This is a genomic window from Veillonella sp. 20925_1_51 (assembly GCF_041431445.1).
GTDB lineage: Bacteria > Bacillota > Negativicutes > Veillonellales > Veillonellaceae > Veillonella > Veillonella nakazawae.
Genome location: NZ_JAPVXT010000001.1, coordinates 327,317 through 351,361, shown reverse-complemented (window position 1 = coordinate 351,361; position 24,045 = coordinate 327,317). Strand labels below are relative to the sequence as shown.

Genomic DNA, 24,045 nt, shown 5'->3' with positions numbered 1-24,045 from the left:
ACGAACATATATTCTCTATTATTGAAAAGTAAATCTATGACATGATATACTATATAAGCACTATTAAGTGCATATGATGTATTAATTAGAAATAAGGAATGATAGAATGGATTATATAAAACGTTTTACGACCCGCGAAGGGGTCCGTATGTCTTTAGCGGTAACAACAGATACTGTTGAAACAGCTCGCGTACGTCACGATTTGTGGCCTGTAGCAACAGCTGCTTTAGGTCGCGCTATGACTGGAGCTATTTTATTAGCTGGTGATTTTAAAAATCATGAAAATGTAAGTTTGCGTATTAAAGGTGATGGACCTCTAGGCGTAGTTCATGTAGATGCTTTTGCAGATAATACGGTTCGTGGCTATGTGGATGAGCCCCATGTAGATGTACCTTTAAAACGAGCTGGTAAGCTTGATGTAGGTGCTGCTGTTGGACATAATGGTGAAGTGCAAGTTACCCGTTTTACACAATTAGCACAAGATTATACCTCTACAAGTCCAATTCAAAGTGGTGAAGTAGCAGAGGATTTGGCTTACTATTTATATGCTTCTGAACAAGTACCTTCTACTATTAGCTTAGGTGTATTGGTGGATCCAGATTATCATACTGTTGTAGCTGGTGGCTTTATCGTACAAGCTTTACCAGATGCTACAGACGAAGCATTAGCACAAGTAGAAAAGAATATTAACGAACTTGGTCCTATTACAGAATATTTAAAAGCTCATCCAGATGGTAAGGGACTTATGGAACGCGTTCTTGATGGCTTGACTGTAAATGAAGTATATAATGAACCAATTCACTTCCAATGTCGTTGTGGACGGGATCGCTTTGGTGCCGTACTTATGACATTAAGAGAAGAAGATAAACAGGCTATTTTGGAAGATGAAGTAACAGAACTTGTATGCCATTACTGTAATGAAAAGTATCATTTTAGTCGTGAAGAACTTCAAGATATGTTCGAACCAAAAGGTCCTTTACAATAATTACTATTAAGAATTAAATAACCTTTATAAAAATTACAGGCTATATGGTTTTTCCTATAGCCTGTTTTTGTATTCTATGAGAAAATAAAAGATAAGAGTTATTAATATTAGGAGGTCACAATGAGTGCAATTGGCGTAATTGGTGGTACTGGTGTTTATGATCCGTCCATCTTTGAAAATATTCATGAAGAATCCTTAATGACACCATATGGTGAAATAGATTATGTACAAGGTACATACCATGGGAAAACAGTAATCTTTGTTGCTCGTCACGGCAAAGATCATACAATTCCTCCACACAAAATTAACTATCGTGCTAATATTTGGGGCCTCAAAAAATTAGGCGTTACATTTATTATCTCTACAACAGCTGTAGGCTCTTTAAATGAAAACTTTAAACCAGGTCATTTCGTTTTGACCGATCAGTTCTTAGATTTTACTAAAAACCGCATCACTACATTCTATGAAGGTGGTGACCGTCCAGTAGCACACTTGGATGTAACAAATCCGTATTGTCCAGAACTACGTGATATCCTTCAAAAGGTTGGTACTGAACAAGGTTTGTCTGTTCATAATGGTGGTACTTATGTATGTACAGAAGGCCCGCGCTTTGAAACACCAGCAGAAATTAAAATGTTCCACATGCTTGGTGGGGATACAGTAGGTATGACAAATGTACCTGAAGTAAATTTAGCTAATGAAGCTGAAATGGCATATGCTACGATTTCTATGATTACAAACTATGCAGCAGGTATTTCTGAATCTGCTCTAACACATAGCGAAGTGGTAGAAATGATGGGCGACATGGCAGCTCAGCTTAAAGCTCTCATTTTAGGTGCTATTGATGTAATCGATGTAGATGCTCGTTATGATGCGCATAATCGCATGCATGAATATGGTGGCTTTAAACTATAATCCATTCATAACGATACGCAATAGTTCATCGAAGGAGAATGTATGATTAATATTGAATGGCGTAAAGATACGCTAGTGCTATTAGATCAAACTAAATTACCTACTGAAATTACTTATGTTCACTGCACGGATTGGCGTCAAGTGGCTGAGGCTATTAAAATGCTTCGCGTTCGTGGGGCACCTGCCATTGGTGTAGCTGCTAGTTATGGTTTAATTTTAGCTGCTATGGAAGCAGGTCGTTTAGAGGCTCCATTTAGTGAACAACTTAAAAGCTTATATGAATTTAGCGAGACTTTAAAAGAAACTCGTCCTACAGCAATTAACTTAGCTTGGGCCGTAGATCGGGTGATTTCTTTAGTAAAAGACCAAGTTGAAAGCATATCCTCTATGAGTGATGTGGTAGATCTCATTACTAAGGAAGCTATTATTATTCATGAAGAAGACGTATCTTTGAATCGTCGTATGGCAGAAGCAGGGGCAACTTTATTTGAAGGTCAAAAGAATATTCGTATTCTAACCCATTGCAATGCTGGTGCATTAGCTACAGGTGGTCTAGGTACAGCACTGGGTGTTGTTCGTAAGCTTCATGAAAATGGTCAATTGGAACGAGTATATGCGGATGAAACACGACCATTATTACAAGGTGCTAGACTTACTGCATTTGAGCTACATGAGGATGGTATTCCTGTAACATTAGAAACAGACAATATGGCTGCTTATGCGATGCAACATGGCCTTATTGATGCAGTTATCGTAGGCGCAGACCGCATCACTACTAAAGGTGATGTAGCTAATAAAATCGGTACTTATGGTGTGGCTGTGTTAGCTAAATTCCATAACATTCCATTCTATGTGGCGGCACCGTATAGTACATTTGACTTTACCTTAGAAAATGGTAGCGATATTCCTATTGAGATGCGCGATGATTATGAAGTGACATCGTTACATGGTGTTCAAATAGCACCTAATGGTATTGATGTACTAAATCCAGCCTTCGATGTTACACCACATGAGCTAGTGACTGCTATCATTACTGAAGAAGGTGTTTTAAAACCAAATTATGAAGAGTCTATTGATAAGCTACGTCAAATTGTAGAATCTAAATAACAAACAAATCCAATTGGGTTTACTATCAAATCTTTATTTTAACTATATCAACTCATATTAGTAAAAGGAGTTATTATGCAATCTTTAATTAAAGATATTAATTTAGCTGCAGAAGGCCGTAAAAAAATTGATTGGGTTTCTAACTTTATGCCTACATTGAATACATTGGGCGATCGTTTTGAAGCAGAACAAACTTTCAAAGGTCAAACTATTGTTGTAAGTGTTCACTTGGAAGCTAAAACAGCATATTTAGCTACTGTATTAAAACGCGGTGGTGCTGATGTTATCGTAACTGGTTCCAATCCATTATCTACGCAAGACGATGTTGCGGCTGGTCTCGTTGATATGGGCCTAACTGTATATGCTTGGTATGATTGTACTGAGGAAGAATATTTCAACTTCCTTAACAAGGCTCTTGATCATAAACCACACATTATTATCGATGATGGTGGTGACTTGGTAAACTTGTTGCACACAACACGCCAAGATGCAAAAGAACGTTTGTTAGGTGGTAGTGAAGAAACTACAACAGGTGTACATCGTCTATATGCATTAGAGAATGCTAAACAATTGACATTCCCTATGATTGCAGTAAACGATTCCTACTGTAAATATCTCTTTGATAACCGTTATGGTACAGGCCAATCCGTTTGGGATGGTATTATGCGTACTACAAACTTAACAGTAACAGGTAAAAACGTGGTTGTTGCTGGTTATGGTTGGTGTGGTAAAGGCGTTGCTATGCGTGCAAAAGGCCTTGGTGCTCATGTATATGTAACAGAAGTAGATCCAATCAAAGCGATTGAAGCTGTATTCGATGGTTTCAAAGTATTGCCTATGATTGAAGCTGCTAAAGTAGGGGATATTTTCTGTACTGTAACAGGTTGTAAAGATGTAATTGTGAAAGAACATTACGAAGTAATGAAAGATAAAGCTATTTTGTGTAATGCTGGTCACTTTGATTGTGAAGTTAACGTAGCTGATCTTACAGAACTTGCAGTAAGTCATGAACGTGTTCGTCAAAACATCGAAGGCTATACTATGGCAGATGGTCGCAAGCTTTACGTATTAGCTGAAGGTCGCCTTGTTAACCTTGCAGCTGGTGATGGTCACCCTGCAGAAATTATGGACTTATCTTTTGCTATGCAAGCCCTTGCAGCAGAACATATTTTACATAATGGTAAAGATATGGACCCTAAGGTATATGTATTGCCTCATGAATTAGATGCGGAAATTGCAAAACTTAAATTGAACTCCATGGGTTATGACTTAGATTCTTTAACACAAGAACAAATCGATTACCTAACAAAAGTAAATTAATTAACCAAATATAACCGAGCTATTTTAGCTCGGTTATACCTATGAGGAAGCTTATGTCTGATTTATTGATTACCAATGTAGACGTCTTAACTAACGAGGGCGTTCTCAAGAATCATGCCATTGAAATTGAAAATGGCTTTATTACATCTATTGTAAAGGATAGTGAAGTAGAAAAGGCTAAAGAGTCTGCTAAGGATGTATTAGATGGGAATGGCCAATTGGCTGCTCCAGGTCTTATTAATACACATACGCACATTGCAATGGGTTTATTTAGAAACTATGCAGATGATCTTGAGCTCATGGACTGGCTAGAAACGGCTATTTGGCCAACTGAGGCCAAGCTTAATGACGAGTATGTACGTTATGGCACACAACTTGGCATTGCTGAAATGCTGCGTTCTGGTACTACAACATTTAGCGATATGTATTTCTTTATGAATACTACTGCTGAGGTAGTAAAAGAAACGGGTATTCGCGCCGTACTATCTCGTGGTTTAGCAGGTGTATCCCCAACAGCAGATCAAGCATTAGTTGAAAATGCTGATTTATTCCGCACATGGAATGGCTTTGATAATGACCGTATCAAGGTATTACTTGGACCGCATGCACCATATACTTGTCCAGACGACTATATGGAAAAGGTTATTGCCTTATCTCATGAACTAAATTGTGGTATTCACATGCATTTATCTGAAACTAAAGGGGAAGTAGAGAATGTTATAAAAGCTACAGGTAAGACACCAATAGCTCATATGCATGACTTAGGCCTTTTTTGGAATACCACATTAGCTGCTCATTGTGTTCATGTTACAGATGAAGATATGGCTATTATGGCAGAAAATAATGTAGCTGTTGCTCATAATCCACAATCTAACCTTAAATTAGCAAGTGGTATTGCACCAGTGCCTGAAATGATTGCTAAAGGGATTACAGTTGGTCTCGGTACAGACGGTTCTGCATCTAATAATAATGCGGACATGCTCGAAGAAGTACGCCTTGCTGCTACCTTACACAAAGCACGTCTCTACGATCCTAAAGCCATTCCTGCACAAGCAGCTTGGCATATGGGCACTGTAGAAGGCGCAAAAGCCCTTGGTTATACTGATCTTGGTGTATTAGCGAAAGGCTATCGTGCAGATATCGTGCTATATGACGTATCTGGTATGCACTGGATGCCTCGTTACAACGATTTAGCGGCACTTGTATACTCTGCTAACAGTTCTGATGTAAATACTACAATTGTAGGTGGCAAAGTTCTTATGAAAGACAAAGAATTGCTTACTATTGATGAAGAAAAACTTCGTGCAGAAATCACTAAGGCTCAAGAGTATTTCAGTAACTAATATATTAAAAAAACTATAGCTGTAATTGATTAGCTTTTTCTTGTCTAGTTTAGTACTAGTTAGGTTTGTATTTATATAATATAAGTTTGTATGCGAGGTACTGCTATGCTAAAAAGAATACTTCAATACCTTTCACTTTGTATCGCCTTAGTTAGTTTGTTGATATTAGCTGGTTGTAGTAGTAATAGTGCGTCTTCTCAGCCTAAAGGACCTGAAGGGGAATGGATTGCTTACTCAGGCTATACCGTTCAAAATGTAGTGAGTGCTGTTGACACGCCTATTTTTACGATGAATCTTACAGCTCGAAATGATAGTAAGACGATTTATACAGCAGATATGAAAGCTTATAACTATCAATATACGACGCCTGAAAAGAGACCTGTTATTGAATCTACTCAAATGGTAGGGGATATAAAGGAAACTCGTCTAAATTATATTACGGCACTTACACTTGTAATGAGTGCTAACGATATAGTAGGTAATGCAGATAGCTCAAATTCTAATACAATTAAGATGGATATTACTGGCATACCAAATACTGCTCTTATTTATGATTCAAAAACAGATACTATTAAATTTATGGATCAAACCTTTAAACGAGTAAACGAAACGAACAATTTACAAACATTAGCCGATGCGTATAAGAAAGATCTTCAAGTAGCTTCTAATAAATATTTAGAAGAGATTGGCAATGCAGCAAATCCTAAAACAAAGTTTATAACAACCTATAACTTTGATGACTCTATCATTAAAGACAATAGGAAATAATAAATAAAATAAAACCCACTCATAGTATGATATATTCCTTTATTAGATACCTAATAAAAGGGGTACATATCACATGGAGTGGGTTTATTTTGTAATGTTTTACTTTGAATGCTATTTTATTACTTTCACCAAGAACATTGGTACAGGAATATAAAATTCATCTTCTTCGTTGTAAATACGAGGACCTACTGTGGAGTCAATAGTGACGGAGCTAGCACCTAATTTTGTGAGCACTTCTTTATCCCATTGAGGGCGTGTAAAGGATGAAATTTCAAGCATATGATAAATCGTATGGCACCGCTCTTTTAAGTCATTGCTCACATGTTCATGGGCATGATGTACAGATTGTGGTAAATTATGATGATTGCGTGCATGTTCCGCATCATAGTTTAGAATTAATCCACCAGGACGGATGACACGTAACCATTCAGCATAGGCTTTATCTGGATGTGGTAAATTCCATGTTACATTACGAGCTACAACGATATCAAATGTATTCGTATCAAAACTTAAATTTTCAGCATCCATAACAGAGAAGGTAGCATCAGAATTTAGTGATTCGGCCAGTTGGTTAGCTTCATCAATCATATTTGGGGTAATATCAATACCATGTACTGTATGACCCATTTCAGAGAGAATAATACTGAAAAAACCTGCACCACAACCAATATCTAAAATACGTAAAGAACGGTCAGAATCAAAAATATGACTCATTAACTCATCACGCCAAAGCTTAAGTTTAGGGCTTTCTAATTCTTTAGCTCGTAAAGAGCCAAAATCACGAGCTCGGTCACTCCAATAGGAGGTAATAAACTTTTTATCATCCTTCATAGGATGATTTTTTTCAAATATATCATTCATTTTTCAGTTCTCCTCATTTTTAATACACTTAATAGTACCATAAAATGAGAATGTACCATACTATAAATATCACACTTACTCCATAAATAATTAATATTGAGTATGATATAATACATCTATATTTTTGTTTTATGAAAGGGCAGGACAATGATTTTACAGACGGGACAGCGTACGGATATTCCTGCCTTTTATGGGCAATGGTTAATTAATCGCGTCCGCCAAGGATTTGTAGATGTACGCAATCCCTATAATCCAATGCAGATAACACGATATCCTATCAATCATGAGGTTGTAGATGGTATTGCGTTTTGTACAAAGAATCCGTTGCCTTTCATTCCGCTCTTACATGAAATAAATGATTATAGACAGTATTGGCATATGACTATAACTCCATATGGAGCAGATATAGAGACTAATGTACCACAAGTGGATTTAGTAATAGACGGATTTAAACACATATCTACAAAACGTAATCCTCAGTCCATGGTGTGGCGTTATGATCCTATTATTTTAACCCACAACTATACAGTTGATTTTCATTTTGAAAGCTTTTATAAAATGGCTAAAGCCCTCGAAGGATATACAGATACGGTAGTTGTAAGTTTCTTAGATATTTTTGAGAAGGTAGCTCAGAAATTTCCCGAAGGTTATAGACCAAGTTTAGATATTCAAACAAAGATTATTAAAGAGTTAGTATCTATAGCTCATTCTCATCATATGATACTTAAAACCTGTGGAGAAGGGGACATTTTCAAAGAATTAGGTGTTAATACAGAGGGCTGTTTTACGCTAGACTGTTATGAACGTGCTTGGAACGTAAAATTAAAAGCACCGAAACGTACACCAGCTAGACTAGAGTGTAATTGTTATTTACATGGTGATATAGGTGCCTATGATACTTGTAGCCATTTTTGTCGCTATTGTTATGCCAATACAAATCAGGCTGCAGTTCGCCAAAATTGCTTATTACATGATCCGAACTCTAGCTTACTTATTGGAAAACTTTCAAAAACAGCAATTATTAAAGAAAGTGCGGAAAAAAGCTGGATTGTAGATACAAATTACACACAAGATTCTTTATTTTAAGGAGAATTATGACCTGCTTTTACGCCTATAGCGTTGACGTATCGTGTAAAATATAGACAAAAGGGGTTGGGTCACCTCAAGAATATAAGAGAGTTAAACTACTTTTAATTGTTTATGTATTATTACAAGGAGGTGGAGTATGATCACCTATAAGACTGACAGTAAAGCATCATTACAATCATCTGAATCGTCTATGCCAGTACTAGCTATGTGTTATGATTTTGATAAGACCTTAACACCTGATGATATGCAGGCACAAGGCTTTATCCAATCTGTTGGCTATGATGAAGAGCAAATCAAACAGTTCTGGCAAGAATCTAATCAACTGGCTAAGAAAAATGATATGGATAATAATTTGGCTTATATGTACAAGATGATTCAAGAAGCAGTGGGCCGTTTTTATGTAACTCGAGAAAAGCTTATGGAATATGGCAATCAAGTGGAACTATATGAAGGTGTTCGCACTTGGTTTGAACGTATTCGTGAATATGGTTTAGAACACGGTGTACGCATTGAACATTACATCATATCTTCTGGTTTAAAAGAGATGATAGAAGGTACTGAAATGGCGAAAGAGGGAGCTTTCACCAAAATCTATGCCAGTGCATTTATGTTTGATGACAAAGGTGTAGCTGTATGGCCTGCGCAAGCTATTAACTACACGAATAAAACTCAGTTTTTATTCCGTATTCAAAAAGGAATTCTAGATATTAATGATACAGGCGTTAACGATTATGTGAAACCTGAGGATCAACGTGTACCATTCCGTAATATGATTTACATTGGGGATAGTGATACCGATATTCCTTGTATGAGCCTGGTTAATGCAAATGGTGGGCATTCCATTGGTGTTTATGATCCTATAAAGAAGGATAAAGATAAGGTGTATAAGATGATGCGTCATCACCGCATACGCTATTATGCACCTGCAGACTATACAAATGGTTCCAAATTAGATACATTAGTTAAACAAATTATACGCAAAACAGCAGCATATGAAGTGTTAGAGGGCGAGTATATACATTGTAAACACGAAGCAGAGGAGTAATATGGAACAATCTAAATTGACAAGTGAATGGATTCAAACGTTTAACCGTTTAGGTTCTGAAGGTAAATTAAAACCTACCGTACCATATCATGATTTATTTGATCGCAAAGAGCTAAAAGGCTTTCCGTTGCATACATTGCCAATGTGGACTGTAACATTTCCAACAGGCCATATTACATGCTGTGACCCTTTGGTAACATTGCCGAATAAACCTGATACATATATTAGAACGGTAGAACCAGGTACGTACTTGTTGGAAACAAAAATTATTGAAATGGAACCTAATGAATACCGTTATGTAGCAAGCCGCGTTGTTTTTAGTGGTAATGAGCCTGTGAATTATGAATTAGCATTAAAAGGTACAGAAGATTTAACAGATCTTGATGATGGTGAAAGCTACATTGGATTCCCTGTAGATTCTGGTCTTGCTACAGTAGTTGATGCTGAAACAATTGAGACCTACAGAAAGTTTTATGATCAATGGCATACTAACTATCCGGATAAGAACATTTACGATGATTACTATAGCGATTTATTCCAATTAAATGCTATGGCATATCCTCAATACCAACGCTCTAAAGGGGACTGGATTAACTTTACAATTCCTGAAACCGAATTGACTGTGCCAATGATTCAATCTGGCTTTGGTGATGGTTTATACCCTGTATACTGGGCATTTGATAAAGATGGTCAAATCTGCCAATTGATTATGGAATATATTGATTGCAGCGAAGCATATCAATAATATAATCTAGCGATTTATATAGATATATAAAGATCGATAACTTAATAACATACTAAAAAAGACGCTTAGATTACTAAGCGTCTTTTATATATTCCTGTTTAATTGTAAGGTCTAAATGCCAAAAATCCAGTTTACGAATACACGAAGGATACTAAGACCTACAATGATTTCTGCTAAAAATCTTAAAGAACCTTCCATACCATTACCTAAATGTTTTAAACTGCCAATTTTAGCTTTACTTACAATATCACACCAGCACATATAATACCTCCATGAGAGTTAATATGAGTAAATTACATAATTTATATGCTTATTTTACAACTTAATTCTAAAAATTTCAATATATAATTTTGGAAAATAGTAAGTTTTTATTAGATAGTTATAATTTGTAAGCGTATATAAAGGAATTATTTAATTAAAAGAGTTGAATATGCTATTATGAAATTAATTATTATTGTGTTGTGTAATATTATGGAGAGATATATGAAAAAATTTATATTAGGATTAGCTATAGCATTGGCTGCATGTAATATAACATCTGCAAAAGAATATATTACATTAGAATCCACAGCTGGTAATACTATCGTCGATGAAAATGGGAGTTGGATACTTGGTCCTTATAATAATTTGCATGTAGAGTATATGGATGGATATAACAATAACTACGTATATGGATCCTTTTATGAAAATGGTCAAAAGCGATATATAAATTTAGTTGAATTAGCATATTTTCCTGCAGGCTATGAATATGCATTTTCTTATGACTATGCAAAAGCATTAACCGGTGATGGATTTAAATTAGTTAATTCAAATGGAACCTATGCTATTAATGATGTAGTAAATCAATATAGTAGTGTAAATAAAAATTTAATATTAGGACGAAAAGGAGATTATTGGTATTTGTATAACCAAAATAATGGTAATCAAATTCTTACTAATCCTATAAAAGATAGTTGGAAGAATATTGACTTCTTAGAATCTAAGAAAGATCAAAAACTGCTATTTATAATCCATACCTTTGATGGTTATACTAAATATGTTACAGAAGATGGAGTTGTTTTAACCGAAAATGAAGCAAATCATCTTATTAATACTGATGACTATAAAGAACTTATTGGAAATGGAGCGGGAACAGCTGGATATTCAGAAGAACGTCTATATAGTAGAAAACCATCAGATACCTATGAATTATTTAGTCAAGTAGATAAAAAAGGTAATACTTTGTATGGAATGAGAATAGGTGAGAATGAAATAGTAATTCCTGCAAATTATAAATCTATACAACATTTAGGTAATGAGTTTAATTATTTTGTTGTATCTAATGAAAATAATAAGTATGGTATTATTAACTCCTTAAATCAAATTGTTGTACACATGAACTATGATTCTTATGAACAATTAAGTGATCGTAGTTTTGTATTAAAGGATTCTAATGGGAGTCATATATTTAATGCTGAATATGGTGTTTTATTTGATGAAGTATATGATAGTATAGATACAACTAAGCCTATTTATGTATTAAATAAAGTTACTACAGCAACCTATGATAAAACAAAATATGTGATTGATACTAATTTAGGTTATAAACTATTCAAATTACCATATTTTGATGATGACATAACGTCATTTTATAAAGATTTATTTGTTTATAAGTCTGATGGTAAATATGGTTTAATGGATTATAAGGGCCGTATAATCATTGAACCTAAATTTGATAAAGTGACTATCAATGAGCCTGAGCTCGCTAAATATATAAAAAGAATAGACTCGTTATGATAAATAATTAGTTTTAACTTATTATTTGATTTAATCTACATAAACTAGCTTATAGCAATATAAGCTAGTTTTTCTTTTGTTTTTATATTACTTCCGATAACGATATATTATCGGAAGTAATTGTATTAAGAAAATTGGGCCTAAATGGCCCAATCTCTTATGTTATCTAGTTTTTTAGCTATTTAAGCTTATTTACGTTTAAATGTATATGGTTCGTATTCTACATCATTATGGCGGTTAGTCCACCAGTTCCAACCAATTCTTGCAAGCTTCCAAGCAATGAAGCCTACGATGATTCCCAATACTAAGCCTGTTAATACATCTGTTGGATAATGTACAAATAGATATACTCTCGAAAATGCTACTACTAATGACCCCAGTAATGCTATAATTCCCAAATATCGCTTCTGAGGCGCTATTTGACTCAAGCCTAGGTAAATAGTCATGGCTGACGCAAATGAACCAAAACTATGGCCTGACGGGAATGAATAGCTATTTGCTTTTGGTAATGCAGATTCTAATGGAACCGTTACATTAGGAAAATCTACAAATGGTCTTAATCTAGCTACATGTGGTTTTAAACCTTGGTCACCGATGATGAATACAAATCCTAATGCAATTATTATAGCTACGCCTAATACACGATATTTTTTCTGTAACATCAATAACAAGGCAATTACAATCCATAAGGCACCGCTGCCAGTAATTTTTGAAATAAATGCCATAATAGGTGTTAAAAAACTATATACAAGGTGATCATGTACATAGAAAATCAAAGAGTGATCAAATTGTAAGATTGTGTCCATAGCTTCCTCTTCTATTTTATTAAATGATAATTATTGAGAATGGATGAATGTAGATTATATCCTCAATATTCTGTATTGGATTTCTATATACTTTATACTATGTATATATCACTTTCTCATTTACATCCAAATAATAGCCTAAACTATTTATACATCATGGTCAATAGCTTAGGCTATATTTAATAAAATCTTTAATTATGGTTTCTTTTTATCTGCTTTTTTAGTAGTACCTTCTGGAGGCATTGTTATAATCGTATCTACTGGATCATATACGGATTCAAAGGAATCTGTTTGCGTAACCCAGTTACCATATGTAATGGTTCTATACGTATTCATTGTTAAACCTACATGCCCCTCCTGCACTTCTTTTTCTTTTAATGAAGGATCTACCTTAGTGATAGTCTTGTTAGGAATTTCGCCATAGTCTCCTACAGAAATAGAAACATTTTTAGGCTTATCTTGAGCCGTACCTATAATGTAGATCGTTAATGTTCCGTTGTTCATAACACTAAGGATATAAATAGATTGTTGGTAAGGATTTCTAAACTTAAAGTCTAAATAGCCCCATGCTACAGTGGCATCACGACCAGCTTGAATATATCCTACTGGCTCAAAGTGTGGTGTACGCTCGATAATATTCATACCGGATAGTAAAGCTGTATTAAATATGGTAGAACTTACTTGGCAAATGCCACCGCCAATACCTGGAACTAATTTACCATCAATCATAACAGGTGCATCATCATAGCCAGCCTCTGCAGTACGTTCACCTACAACATCGTTAAAGGAGAACTGTGCACCCGATTTAATTAGGGTACCGTTTATTTTATCAGATGCTAATTGAATATTATGGGTTCTACTTTCATTACTAGGATCATACTCTGTAGTGTAAGAAGCTAATACCGTATTCAATGGTTTTAAATCGGCATCACTTACTTTTACAGTATTTTGTGTAGTAAATACCATAGATAAGGAGTTAATACTATCACCGGCCTGTAAATCATCTTTTAATTTCTTAAGCGTAGCATCAATATCGATACGCTTACCCTCTTTTGCAGGATGTAATACAACTTGTCCATTTTCAATGGTAAGGTATGCATCATGTCCTGGCGTATCAATTGTTTTAGCCAATTCACTTAGATAGGTTTTACCTTTTACCTCATCAAGCTTATATTGTGGTTTAAAATGATGACCGTAGAATAAGGCATTAAATCTATTTGAAAGTAGTGTCCACATATCATCTTCATAGCCATATGTAGAAATAGCTTTTACCATAGCATCTGTATCGATTTGGATCCCTAAATCATGATAGGTAGCTTGTTGTTTTTTATTATTGCCCATATCAATAGATATAGTTTGAGGAATTTTACTATTTAACTCTTGTAAGCGAGCCTGTAATTCATTCTTAGGTGTATTAGATAAATCTGTATCATTGTAATATACACCATAAGAAATATTTTCTGTTGGAATGTATGAACAGCCGCTCGTCCCCAAGAGGACAAGCATAGTTCCTACTAAAATATATTTCTTCGTCATTATTTATAAACTCTCCCGAATTAGTTATCATATTCTCTAATTATAGCATATTACGGTCTAATCTATGGTACAATTATATTGATAATTTTAGGGATAAGGGTGAATTATGTCAGAATCTAAGGAACAACAAAAACATTTCTATTTGCGTAATAATGATGCGCTTATGAATAGTACCAAGTTGTCTATGAAAGCTAAACAAAGTATATTGTTATCTAAGGCTGAGAATACTGTGGATGCTTACGAATCAGATTGGGATGATTTCGTTGATTGGTGTACTTATCAAAAGGTACCTTATTTTCCAGCTACACCAGAAACAATTGTGAATTATATAAATGATCTTGCTGATTATGCTAAGGCAAATACAATCTCTCGTCGTATTAGCGCTATCTCAGAGAATTATAATGCCTCTGGACATCGGGATAATCCATGTATGGCACCAATTGTAAAACAAGCGTTACGAGGGATTAGACGTTTAAAAGGTACATTTCAACAAGGTAAAACACCAGTACTATTAGAGGATATTGAAGATATTTTAGATTGTATGACTAAACTAGATGTACCTGAATTACAGTTATTACGAGATAAGGCCATTCTTTTAATTGGTTTTATGGGTGCTTTTCGTCGTAGTGAAATTGCAGCTATTACAGTAGAACATCTACAGTTTTCTCCACAAGGTGTTGAAATCTTTGTGCCATCCTCAAAAGCCGACCAAGAAGGTCAAGGTGCTGTTGTAGCGATTCCTCATCTATCCGGTTCTTCTCTAGACGCGGTACGTGCTTTACAGCAATGGTTACGTGCCTCTGGTATTACTGAAGGTCCTATATTTAGAGGTTTTACTAAAAATATGTCACTTCGTAAAACAGGCATATCCGATAAAATGATTGCAGAAATTGTGAAGAAATATATTTCTCTCATTGGTCTTGATCCATCTATGTATGGAGCTCATAGTTTACGTCATGGCTTTGCAACAACTGCCGCAGCTTATGGTGTGGAAGAACGTAATATTATGAGACAAACACGTCATCACAGTGTTAACATGGTTCGTCGTTATATTAATGAAGCCAATAAGTTTGTAGATAATCCTATTTCTACAATTTTTGAAAAACGATTTAGATGATAATTATAAATCAGTTGATTAAGATAATATCTATAAATCGTATAATAACATGCATTAGATAACAAAAAGCAGCTATCTCAATTGAGTAGCTGCTTTTTCGTGTGGGTTATACCCATATATATTTAGTTTTGAGCCACATAGTCCAAAGCTCTAACTGGACTATCAGAATTATGTGCTGGTACCTTTAATACTGTACCAGGTACAAGTGTACCAGAATCACTGATGTTGTTGAGTTCTTTCATGGCATATACCATTTCTCGAACATCCATATCTTTATGAGCTGAACGAGCTGCAATATCCCACATAGTATCGCCTGCTTGTACCTTTACTTCACGTACTGCATGTGTATTTGTAGCTGTTACAGGATTTGTCATATTATAGCCGAACAAGATTGTTAAGCACATTCCTACCATCATCAATATATTTTTCATCTCATACCTCACATTTACATCGAACATAATATCTGAGAACATTTGTTTGTTTACATGCTTATATTAGCACACGAACGAATGTTCGGTCAAGTGTTTTAGAACAAATGTTTGCAAAAACTTTTAAAATTGCCTATAATAGGTATATAAGATAAGTAATTATCTTATGTTTTTATTATATAGTACTAAATGAGTAAATTTTTCCGCATATATATTAATAGTATTTTGACATTATATTGACTATGGAGGTTCATCGTGAGACGCCCTGCTACAGATATTAATACTAAACAGCGCCGTATATTAGATTTTATTAAGGACTCATTACATAATGAATATCGTTGTCCTACTGTTCGAGAAATCTGTACCCATGTAGGACTTAGTTCTACTTCTACTGTGCAATCTCATTTGAACGCTCTTGAAAAGTTTGGTTATATTAAACGGGATCCTAATAAAAATCGTGCTATTACAGTACTAGAGGATACAAAACCTTCTATTTCTGTAGATGGTAATGAAACATCAAGTTCTGATAATTTTGAGTTCTTAGGGGCTGGTTTAAAACAAGTTCCTCTTATTGGTACTGTACAAGCTGGTATGCCTATTACAGCGGTAGAAAATTTAGAATCTACTCTTACATTACCTGTTCAATTAACTGGTGATTCTGACTGCTTCTTATTACGCGTTCAAGGTGAATCCATGATGAATATTGGTATGTATGAAGGTGATATGCTCATCGTACGTCATCAAAATACGGCTAATAATGGTGATGTTGTTGTAGCACGTATTGATGACGAAGCTACAGTAAAACGTTTTTATAAAGAAAATGGACATATTCGTTTGCAACCTGAAAATGATAATTTTGATCCTATTATTGTAGATGACTGTCATATTGAAGGCCTTGTTATCGGTCTTGTACGAGATAGAATATAATATAAAAACGGCTACGTAATGTAGCCGTTTTTTATTGCATTTATAAGATTCAAATATCTTGTAAACTATTTTCTCTACGTAACATAGCAAAGATAGCACCTGATATATTATGCCATACACTAAAGATAGCTCCTACTAACGTTGCTAAAGGATTTAATGCAAAATTTGTTGCCGCCAATGTGACTGCTAAACCACTATTTTGCATTCCTACCTCAATCGCTAACGCTGTAGTTTTATCATATCTTAATTTAAGTATATATCCTACACCTAAGCCTAACAGCATGCCTAGTATATTATGTATACCAACAACTATTAGTGTTTCTAGGCCAGAAATTAAAAGTTTATCTCTATTAATGGCTATAATGGCTGCTATTAATAATATGATAGCAATCATAGAAACAATAGGACTTACGCTAGTTAATGTATTAATCCGTGATTTACAAACATATTGGATGATTGCACCTAATAATATAGGAACTATAATTACTTTTACCATAGTTATTATCATTGGTAGTAATGCTACATTTACCCATGTACCTCCCAAATATAGGATTAGTAAAGGCGTTACAATTGGTGCTATTAATGTTGAAGTAATCGTCATTCCTACAGATAAAGGAACATCACCTTTAGCAATATAGGTGATGACATTGCTGGCGGTTCCACCTGGACAGCAGCCAACTAATATGACACCAATTGCTAAATCTGGAGGTAATGTAAAAATATGACAGATTCCCCAAGCTAATAAAGGCATTATTGTATATTGAGCCAGTACACCTATACAAATATCCTTTGGATGTCTGAGAATACTACACAAATCTTCAAATTTAATAGTTAGTCCCATGCCAAACATAGCGATGCCAAGTAAAAATGGTGTATACGCTATGGCCCAAGAAAAATATGAAGGCACTATATAAGCAATACAAGAAAAGCCTATGATTAGTATCATTAAGTATTTGGATATCAGTTGATTTAGTGTTACTAGTTGCTTCATAACCTCTCCCTCCTAATTTGGATCATAGGAGAAGTTATCTATTAGACGTGTAGTACCAATATATACTGCCATGGCAACTAGAACAGGAGCATTAATCTCTTCAACTGGTTGCATAGTATTAGCATCTACAACTGAAATATAGTCAATTTTAGCAAGAGGCTCTGACTGTATTATTTCTGTCATAGTATTAATTATGCTATCCGCAGAACAACCTGGTGTAATTGATTCTTTACCTTTTTGGATAGATTTATATAATATAGTTGCTGCCTTACGCTCTTCAGTCGATAAATATGTATTGCGAGAAGATTTTGCTAATCCATCTTGTTCACGCACAATAGGAACACCAATAATATTTACAGGAAAGTTTAAATCAAAAACCATTTTACGGATAATGGCTAATTGCTGTGCATCCTTCTCACCAAAATATGCATTTGTAGGCTGAATAATATTAAAGAATTTTGCTACAACAGTACATACACCTTTAAAGTGAATTGGTCTACGAATGCCACATAATGTACTAGATAAATCAACAATATCTACAAAAGCCTTTTTATCTTGATACATTTCTTCTGGACTAGGTGTAAATATGAGGTCCACACCATGTGATTCACATAGCTTTTTATCGCTATTGATATCACGTGGATATGTGCTTAAATCTTCATTTTCTCCAAATTGAATGGGATTAACGAAAATAGAGACAATTACCTTATCATTATTTTTTCTTGCTTGATCTATTAATGATGCGTGCCCATCGTGTAAAAACCCCATAGTTGGGACGTAACCAATGGAATAGCCTTCTTTTTTCCATTTATTAATCGTATTGCGTACATTTTCAATTGTAAGTACATGTTCCATAGTAATTCCTCCGTTTATTGTAAATACGAAGATAGTCCTATACAGTCTACTGTAATTCGATCAATAACAATTAATTTTGATCAACTAATAAACCATGTTTCTCATAGTTTTTTATATGACTTATCTTGTTGTTTGTATCTACAAATACAACGAGAGGCTTATGGCTCTCAACTTCAGTTTCATTCAACTGTGCATAACACATGATAATAATTTTATCATGTACTTGTACATGTCGTGCAGCAGCTCCATTTAAACATATAACACCACTACCGGCTTCTCCGGCTATAGTATATGTGCTAAATCGTGCTCCATTATTAATATTTACAATTTGAACTTGCTCATATTCTCGTATTCCAGATGCACTCAAAAGATCTGTATCTATAGTAATGCTCCCCACATAATCAAGTTCTGCTTGTGTCACAGTAGCTCTGTGAATTTTACCTTTTAACATTGTTAGTTCCATGTTAAACTCCTTGTGTTTTAATGTAATCGCCTTATGGTCGATTCGAAATATCACAAATTTCTGTTTATCATGAATTAACAGTAGACTAGAGTATAGTTGAAAATACTATCTCCAGTGCAATTATATCATAATAAAAAGTTTACACATTATATTTTTGGTTATTAGACTATAAAGATTAGTAACAAATATAAGACATATAAAACAAAACCAGTAGCTACATAGTAGTTACTGGTTTTATGATTATTTATATATTATTGTAAATATTCTGCTAAAGCTTTATCAATATATGCTGCTTCTTCGGCACTAGGGTCACACATTGGCAAATTAAATACACCAGCAGGTAAACCTATTTTACGGACTGCATATTTAACAGGAATAGGATTTGTAGTAATAAACATAGCTTTTATGATATCCGCTAAGCTTTGATGAATACGAAGTGCTTCGTAATTATGACCAGATTTATAAGCTTGAATCATAGCATTCATATCTTTGCCCGCTATATGAGAAACTACTGATACAACACCGCATGCTCCTACAGATAGCATTGGCAATGTAAGACCATCATCTCCGCTATATACCATGAAGTCATCCTCAGGCATTAAGCGTTTAATTTCAGATGAAATCATAAGATTGCCACTGGCCTCTTTAATCGCGCATACATGTGGATACTCACTATGTAATTGTGCTAGTGTTGTTGGGAAAATGCCTGTTCCTACACGGCTTGGTACATTATATACCATGATTGGCAGTGTAGTAGCCTCTGCAATAGCTTTAAAGTGTAAGTATTGGCCTTGTTGATTTGGCTTATTGTAGTAAGGTACTACAACTAATAAACCATCGATTCCATCAATTTTAGATACTTCTTTTACAAAATTTACGGAAGATTTTGTATCATTAGTACCAACATTGGCAATAATTGTACCTTTATGACCACATTCTTTAGCGATAGCCGTAAATAAAGCTAATTTATCCTCTTTAGACATAGTTGGATTTTCTCCTGTTGTACCACATACAACAAGACCATCAGAACCATTATCTAATAAATGATGAGCAATAGCTACACTATTTTCTATGTTAAGGGATCCATCATTATTAAATGATGTAATCATAGCCGTTAATACTCGACCAAAGGTTTTCATATCTGTCCTCCCCTTGATAGATTAAAATGCTTGTTTTTCTACCAAGTACTCAGCAATTTGCAACGCATTAAGTGCTGCACCTTTACGAATTTGGTCCCCTACAATCCAGAAATTCATACCATTGTCGTTATATAAGTCTTTACGAATACGGCCGATTTCACAGTCGTTTTGATTAGACGTATATAATGGCATAGGATAAATTTGTTCTGCAGGATTATCTTTTACTTGTAAACCAGGGAATTTTTCACATGCTGCTTTGAAAGCTTCTACAGAAACTGGTTCAGCTGTTTCTACCAAAACAGATTCAGAGTGGGAACGATACACTGGAACACGTACAGTAGTTGGTACTACTTGAATTGTGTCGTCATGAAGAATTTTTTGTGTTTCATTGACCATTTTCATTTCTTCTTTTGTGTAATCATTGTCCAAGAACACATCAATTTGTGGCAATAAGTTAAATGCTACAGGATAATGTTTAGGGGCAGATCCTGTTGGCAATAAGTTTGCAGTCATTTCTTCGCCAGCAGTATATTGTTTTACTTGGTTTTCAAGTTCTTCAATACCCTCTTTACCAGCACCTGATACTGCTTGATATGTACTTACAACGATGCGTTTAATTGGAGAAATATCATGTAGTGGTTTTAAACCTAAGCTCATAATAATAGTAGAGCAATTTGGGTTAGCAATAATACCTTTATGTTTTAAGATATCTTCTGGATTTACTTCTGGTACAACAAGAGGTACTTCAGGATCCATACGGAATGCACTAGAGTTATCGATAACAATTGCACCACGTTTAGCAGCTTCTGGTGCTAATGTTTTAGAAATAGAACCACCTGCAAATAATGCGATATCAATATTTTCAAAGGATTCTGGCTTTGCTTCCTCTACTACATATGTTTTTCCATTCACTGTAAGTTCAGTACCTGCAGAACGAGCAGATGCCAACAATTTTAAATTTTCATATGGGAAATTACGCTCTTCAATAAGTGTAATAAATTCAGCACCTACTGCACCAGTAGCACCAAGAATTGCAACATTAGGTTTTTTCATTACTATATCTCCTTGCTCTAATATTATAAATAATGCTCTAAGCCGTAAGTTAAACCAGTTTTAGCACTAATTTTTTTACATGCTAATACTACACCTGGCATAAAGGAAAGTCGGCTTAAACTATCGTGACGAATTGTTAACGTTTCATCATAGCCACCAAATAGTACTTCTTGGTGAGCTACGTAACCAGGTAAACGAACGCTGTGGATTGTTACGTCATCAACCTTAGCGCCACGAGCACCTGGTAAACTTTCACGAGTCAAATCCTCATCAGGCGTTGCATTCGCCGCTTGTTTAGCTTCGTTAATTAATTTAGCTGTTAAAATAGATGTACCAGATGGGGCATCGTATTTATGGTTATGATGTAATTCAATAATCTCTACATTAGGGAAATATGGTGCTAATTCTGCAGAGACCTTCATCATCATAACTGCACCAAGAGAGAAATTAGGTGCTACAAGGCAGTTTGCATTATTTTGGCGACCAATAGCATCTAATTCGTCACGTTGTTCCGCAGTTAAACCTGTAGTACCAATAACTACATGAATACCTGCAGATAACATTTTTTTAGCATTTTCATAAATAACAGCAGGATTTGTAAAATCTACAATTACATCAGGTTTATTAGTATCTAGAACCTCATCGATGGAGGCATTCATTGTAATTCCTAATTGTTCGATGCCCGCTACGGAGCCTACATCTTGACCTGCCTTAGTAGGATCGATACCGCCTACTAATGTTAACTCAGGATCATTATGTACTGCTTTGACTACTTCGCGGCCCATTTTACCGCCAGCGCCATTTACCATTACTCGAATCATATATACCTCCAAAAAAGCCAGTGGATGCATCCACTGGCCTTAAAGTTTATATAGCTTATAACTGTTACTAAAAGCTCAATGATAGCACTCCACCAATTCAAATTGATGACAGTCGTCCATTTATTAAATAGACAACCAGAACGATGAGTCGCAATCACCGAACTTCGGCAAGCATCCCTTTTATCATGGATCAATGCATGCCTACTCCTCATGATTACTATTTATACTCGCACCTCTATCAACATATTCACTTAATACTATTAGTATAAGTAATTATGCGATTTTAGTCAATTAAAATGGGCAATTAGTTCTTTTGCCGCTGCTAATGCTGTTGAGGACATACCTCGACCAGACATCATGGAAGCGATTTGCGTAACGCGTTCATCCTCATTAAGTACAGATAATGTTGAAACTGTACGGTCATCTTGCTCTATTTTAGACAAGTGATAATGTTGCTTAGCAATACTCGCAGTTTGAGGTAAATGAGTGATACAGAATACTTGATTAGTTTTAGATAGATGTAGAATCTTTTCAGCTACTTTCAACGCTATATCTCCACTGATACCAACATCGATTTCATCAAATACCATTGTTTTGAAAGTGTCAGTACGGAATACAGATTTGAAGGCTAGCGCAATACGAGCTAATTCACCACCAGAGGCTACCTTGTGAAGCGGTAATAATTGCTCCCCTTTATTGGCAGAAAATAGTAGTTCAATTGATTTAGCACCTAAAGGAGATAATCCTTCGCCATCCTCTATATGGAACTGAATATCACCTTTTGGCATTCCTAAATCTACTAATTCTTGATGTAATGCACTAGCTATAGCTTTTGCATTTTTTTGACGAATGTCATGTAAAACCGTTAAAGCCTCTTCTGCCACTTTTTGAGCCTTATGAAGACGAGCCTCTAATTCATCTTGTGCAAATACAAGGCTTTCAAGTTCCTCTAAACGGGCTTGTGCTTTTTCTTCGTATGCTAGAATTTCTTCTATGGTTTCACCATATTTTTTCTTTAACCCATAAAGTAATGTGTCACGATCTTGGCAATACTTATAGCGCTCTTCATCATAGCTAATAGTATCTCTGTAGCGATCTAATGATTGGGCTGCTTCCTCTAATTGAAAATAAGCAGAGTCAACCATTTCAGATACTTCCTTTAATTCACTATCATACTTTACAAGATCATTAACCTCTACCTTGATAGAGTTAATAGTGTCTAGTAATGGTTGGCGTCCATTATAGAAGGCATCATAACATGAACCTAATACCTTATCAATATGCTCAAAGCTATCAAGACGTTTTAATTCTTCTGCAATAGAGACATCCTCACCAATAGTGAGACCGGCTTCTTCAATTTCATCAATTTGGTATCGTAGCATATCGAGCTCGCGTGCTCGTTCAGCCATATTTTCTTGTAAGTGATCCACATCTTGTTTAGCTTGCTTATATACTTTATAGGCATCTAAATAGGCCTTATAAGCTACTTGTCCTTCTTTATTATACGTATCCAAATATTCATGATGAGTATCTGCATCTAACAATCGTTGATTGCTATATTGACCATGAATATCTGCTAAATGTTGACCAATTTCTTTTAATGCTTTTAATGGTATAGGTTGATCATTAGCTAAGATAGTAGATTTACCATTGCGATTAAATGAACGGGAGAGAATTAATTCCCCTTCTTCTACCATAATATTTTTAGATTCTAATAGCTCTTGTATACTTTGGTGATCGGCAATATCAAATATTCCATCTATAACAAAACTATCTTTACCGTGACGAATGAACTCGCTGCTTGCGCGTTCTCCCAAAAGGATACTAAAGGCATCCATTAATATGGATTTCCCTGCCCCAGTTTCGCCGGTAAAGATAGTTATGCCATCATTAAATGAAATATTCATTTGCTCAATCAACGCAAAGTTGCGAATGCTCATTTGCGTTAACATCTA

The 24,045-nt window shown here is 35.0% G+C and carries 24 protein-coding genes and 1 riboswitch; of the genes, 12 read left to right on the top strand and 12 right to left on the bottom strand.

Annotated elements, in window-relative coordinates:
* The first annotated feature begins 106 nt into the window (after positions 1-106).
* From hslO to O3607_RS01685, 6 genes are all read left to right on the top strand, one after another.
* Complete coding sequence (hslO, locus tag O3607_RS01710; protein WP_024066203.1) at positions 107-985, top strand: Hsp33 family molecular chaperone HslO; 879 nt, start codon at positions 107-109, stop codon at positions 983-985.
* A gap of 120 nt (positions 986-1,105) precedes the next feature.
* A complete protein-coding gene (gene mtnP, locus O3607_RS01705; protein ID WP_129823037.1) occupies positions 1,106-1,900 on the top strand; it encodes an S-methyl-5'-thioadenosine phosphorylase in 795 nt (264 codons plus the stop codon).
* 42 nt (positions 1,901-1,942) lie between these two features.
* Positions 1,943-3,007 carry an S-methyl-5-thioribose-1-phosphate isomerase gene (gene mtnA / locus O3607_RS01700; RefSeq protein WP_024066205.1) on the top strand — a complete coding sequence of 355 codons (1,065 nt, stop codon included), beginning with the start codon at positions 1,943-1,945 and terminating at the stop codon, positions 3,005-3,007.
* 75 nt (positions 3,008-3,082) lie between these two features.
* A complete protein-coding gene (locus O3607_RS01695) occupies positions 3,083-4,327 on the top strand; it encodes an adenosylhomocysteinase (RefSeq protein ID WP_024066206.1) in 1,245 nt (414 codons plus the stop codon).
* 53 nt (positions 4,328-4,380) lie between these two features.
* Entirely contained in the window at positions 4,381-5,670 is a 1,290-nt protein-coding gene (locus O3607_RS01690; RefSeq protein WP_024066207.1) for an amidohydrolase, read from the top strand.
* A 105-nt stretch (positions 5,671-5,775) separates the two neighbouring features.
* Positions 5,776-6,438, top strand: coding sequence for a hypothetical protein (locus O3607_RS01685; RefSeq protein ID WP_302857772.1), 663 nt, complete (start codon positions 5,776-5,778; stop codon positions 6,436-6,438).
* 111 nt (positions 6,439-6,549) lie between these two features.
* Here O3607_RS01685 and O3607_RS01680 read toward each other — a convergent pair whose 3' ends face one another.
* Positions 6,550-7,299, bottom strand: coding sequence for a class I SAM-dependent methyltransferase (locus O3607_RS01680; RefSeq protein WP_349224346.1), 750 nt, complete (start codon positions 7,297-7,299; stop codon positions 6,550-6,552).
* Between the two features lie 147 nt (positions 7,300-7,446).
* On the opposite strand from O3607_RS01680, the gene O3607_RS01675 reads away from it, so the two are divergent.
* The 3 genes from O3607_RS01675 to O3607_RS01665 all read left to right on the top strand — a co-directional run bounded on the left by O3607_RS01675 (position 7,447) and on the right by O3607_RS01665 (position 10,178).
* Entirely contained in the window at positions 7,447-8,385 is a 939-nt protein-coding gene (locus O3607_RS01675; protein ID WP_349224345.1) for a DUF1848 domain-containing protein, read from the top strand.
* A gap of 139 nt (positions 8,386-8,524) precedes the next feature.
* Complete coding sequence (locus O3607_RS01670; protein ID WP_349224344.1) at positions 8,525-9,433, top strand: HAD family hydrolase; 909 nt, start codon at positions 8,525-8,527, stop codon at positions 9,431-9,433.
* A 1-nt stretch (position 9,434) separates the two neighbouring features.
* Entirely contained in the window at positions 9,435-10,178 is a 744-nt protein-coding gene (locus tag O3607_RS01665; RefSeq protein WP_349224343.1) for a DUF4241 domain-containing protein, read from the top strand.
* A 111-nt stretch (positions 10,179-10,289) separates the two neighbouring features.
* Here O3607_RS01665 and O3607_RS01660 read toward each other — a convergent pair whose 3' ends face one another.
* On the bottom strand, positions 10,290-10,439 hold the full coding sequence (locus tag O3607_RS01660; RefSeq protein WP_024066213.1) for a hypothetical protein: 150 nt from the start codon (positions 10,437-10,439) through the stop codon (positions 10,290-10,292).
* Positions 10,440-10,661: 222 nt separating this feature from the next.
* On the opposite strand from O3607_RS01660, the gene O3607_RS01655 reads away from it, so the two are divergent.
* Positions 10,662-11,954, top strand: coding sequence for a WG repeat-containing protein (locus O3607_RS01655; protein WP_285363994.1), 1,293 nt, complete (start codon positions 10,662-10,664; stop codon positions 11,952-11,954).
* Positions 11,955-12,142: 188 nt separating this feature from the next.
* Here the strand turns inward: O3607_RS01655 and O3607_RS01650 are convergent, their stop codons facing one another.
* Positions 12,143-12,760, bottom strand: coding sequence for a phosphatase PAP2 family protein (locus tag O3607_RS01650; protein ID WP_005386609.1), 618 nt, complete (start codon positions 12,758-12,760; stop codon positions 12,143-12,145).
* Between the two features lie 195 nt (positions 12,761-12,955).
* On the bottom strand, positions 12,956-14,296 hold the full coding sequence (locus O3607_RS01645) for a VanW family protein (RefSeq protein ID WP_129823028.1): 1,341 nt from the start codon (positions 14,294-14,296) through the stop codon (positions 12,956-12,958).
* Positions 14,297-14,402: 106 nt separating this feature from the next.
* Between O3607_RS01645 and O3607_RS01640 the strand changes: the two genes are divergently transcribed.
* The gene (locus O3607_RS01640; protein ID WP_287539673.1) at positions 14,403-15,413 is read left to right on the top strand and encodes a site-specific integrase; all 1,011 of its coding nucleotides are present in this window, start codon (positions 14,403-14,405) and stop codon (positions 15,411-15,413) included.
* A gap of 122 nt (positions 15,414-15,535) precedes the next feature.
* Here the strand turns inward: O3607_RS01640 and O3607_RS01635 are convergent, their stop codons facing one another.
* Positions 15,536-15,844 carry a LysM domain-containing protein gene (locus tag O3607_RS01635; RefSeq protein ID WP_060924585.1) on the bottom strand — a complete coding sequence of 103 codons (309 nt, stop codon included), beginning with the start codon at positions 15,842-15,844 and terminating at the stop codon, positions 15,536-15,538.
* A gap of 252 nt (positions 15,845-16,096) precedes the next feature.
* Between O3607_RS01635 and lexA the strand changes: the two genes are divergently transcribed.
* Positions 16,097-16,768, top strand: a complete 672-nt coding sequence (gene lexA / locus O3607_RS01630; protein ID WP_024065698.1) for a transcriptional repressor LexA — start codon at positions 16,097-16,099, stop codon at positions 16,766-16,768.
* A gap of 49 nt (positions 16,769-16,817) precedes the next feature.
* Here lexA and O3607_RS01625 read toward each other — a convergent pair whose 3' ends face one another.
* The 7 genes from O3607_RS01625 to recN all read right to left on the bottom strand — a co-directional run bounded on the left by O3607_RS01625 (position 16,818) and on the right by recN (position 24,042).
* A complete protein-coding gene (locus tag O3607_RS01625; protein ID WP_024065699.1) occupies positions 16,818-17,759 on the bottom strand; it encodes a bile acid:sodium symporter family protein in 942 nt (313 codons plus the stop codon).
* A 12-nt stretch (positions 17,760-17,771) separates the two neighbouring features.
* Positions 17,772-18,614: a pantoate--beta-alanine ligase gene (gene panC, locus O3607_RS01620; protein ID WP_024065700.1), complete on the bottom strand. Its 843-nt coding sequence runs from the start codon at positions 18,612-18,614 to the stop codon at positions 17,772-17,774.
* Positions 18,615-18,684: 70 nt separating this feature from the next.
* On the bottom strand, positions 18,685-19,077 hold the full coding sequence (gene panD, locus O3607_RS01615) for an aspartate 1-decarboxylase (RefSeq protein ID WP_024065701.1): 393 nt from the start codon (positions 19,075-19,077) through the stop codon (positions 18,685-18,687).
* Between the two features lie 251 nt (positions 19,078-19,328).
* On the bottom strand, positions 19,329-20,216 hold the full coding sequence (gene dapA / locus O3607_RS01610) for a 4-hydroxy-tetrahydrodipicolinate synthase (RefSeq protein WP_371443214.1): 888 nt from the start codon (positions 20,214-20,216) through the stop codon (positions 19,329-19,331).
* A 21-nt stretch (positions 20,217-20,237) separates the two neighbouring features.
* Positions 20,238-21,269: an aspartate-semialdehyde dehydrogenase gene (locus O3607_RS01605; protein ID WP_024065703.1), complete on the bottom strand. Its 1,032-nt coding sequence runs from the start codon at positions 21,267-21,269 to the stop codon at positions 20,238-20,240.
* 23 nt (positions 21,270-21,292) lie between these two features.
* Positions 21,293-22,090: a 4-hydroxy-tetrahydrodipicolinate reductase gene (gene dapB / locus O3607_RS01600; protein WP_105094374.1), complete on the bottom strand. Its 798-nt coding sequence runs from the start codon at positions 22,088-22,090 to the stop codon at positions 21,293-21,295.
* Positions 22,091-22,164: 74 nt separating this feature from the next.
* Positions 22,165-22,336: riboswitch (Lysine riboswitch) on the bottom strand.
* A gap of 41 nt (positions 22,337-22,377) precedes the next feature.
* Positions 22,378-24,042 carry a DNA repair protein RecN gene (gene recN, locus O3607_RS01595; protein WP_314363415.1) on the bottom strand — a complete coding sequence of 555 codons (1,665 nt, stop codon included), beginning with the start codon at positions 24,040-24,042 and terminating at the stop codon, positions 22,378-22,380.
* Positions 24,043-24,045: the final 3 nt, after the last annotated feature.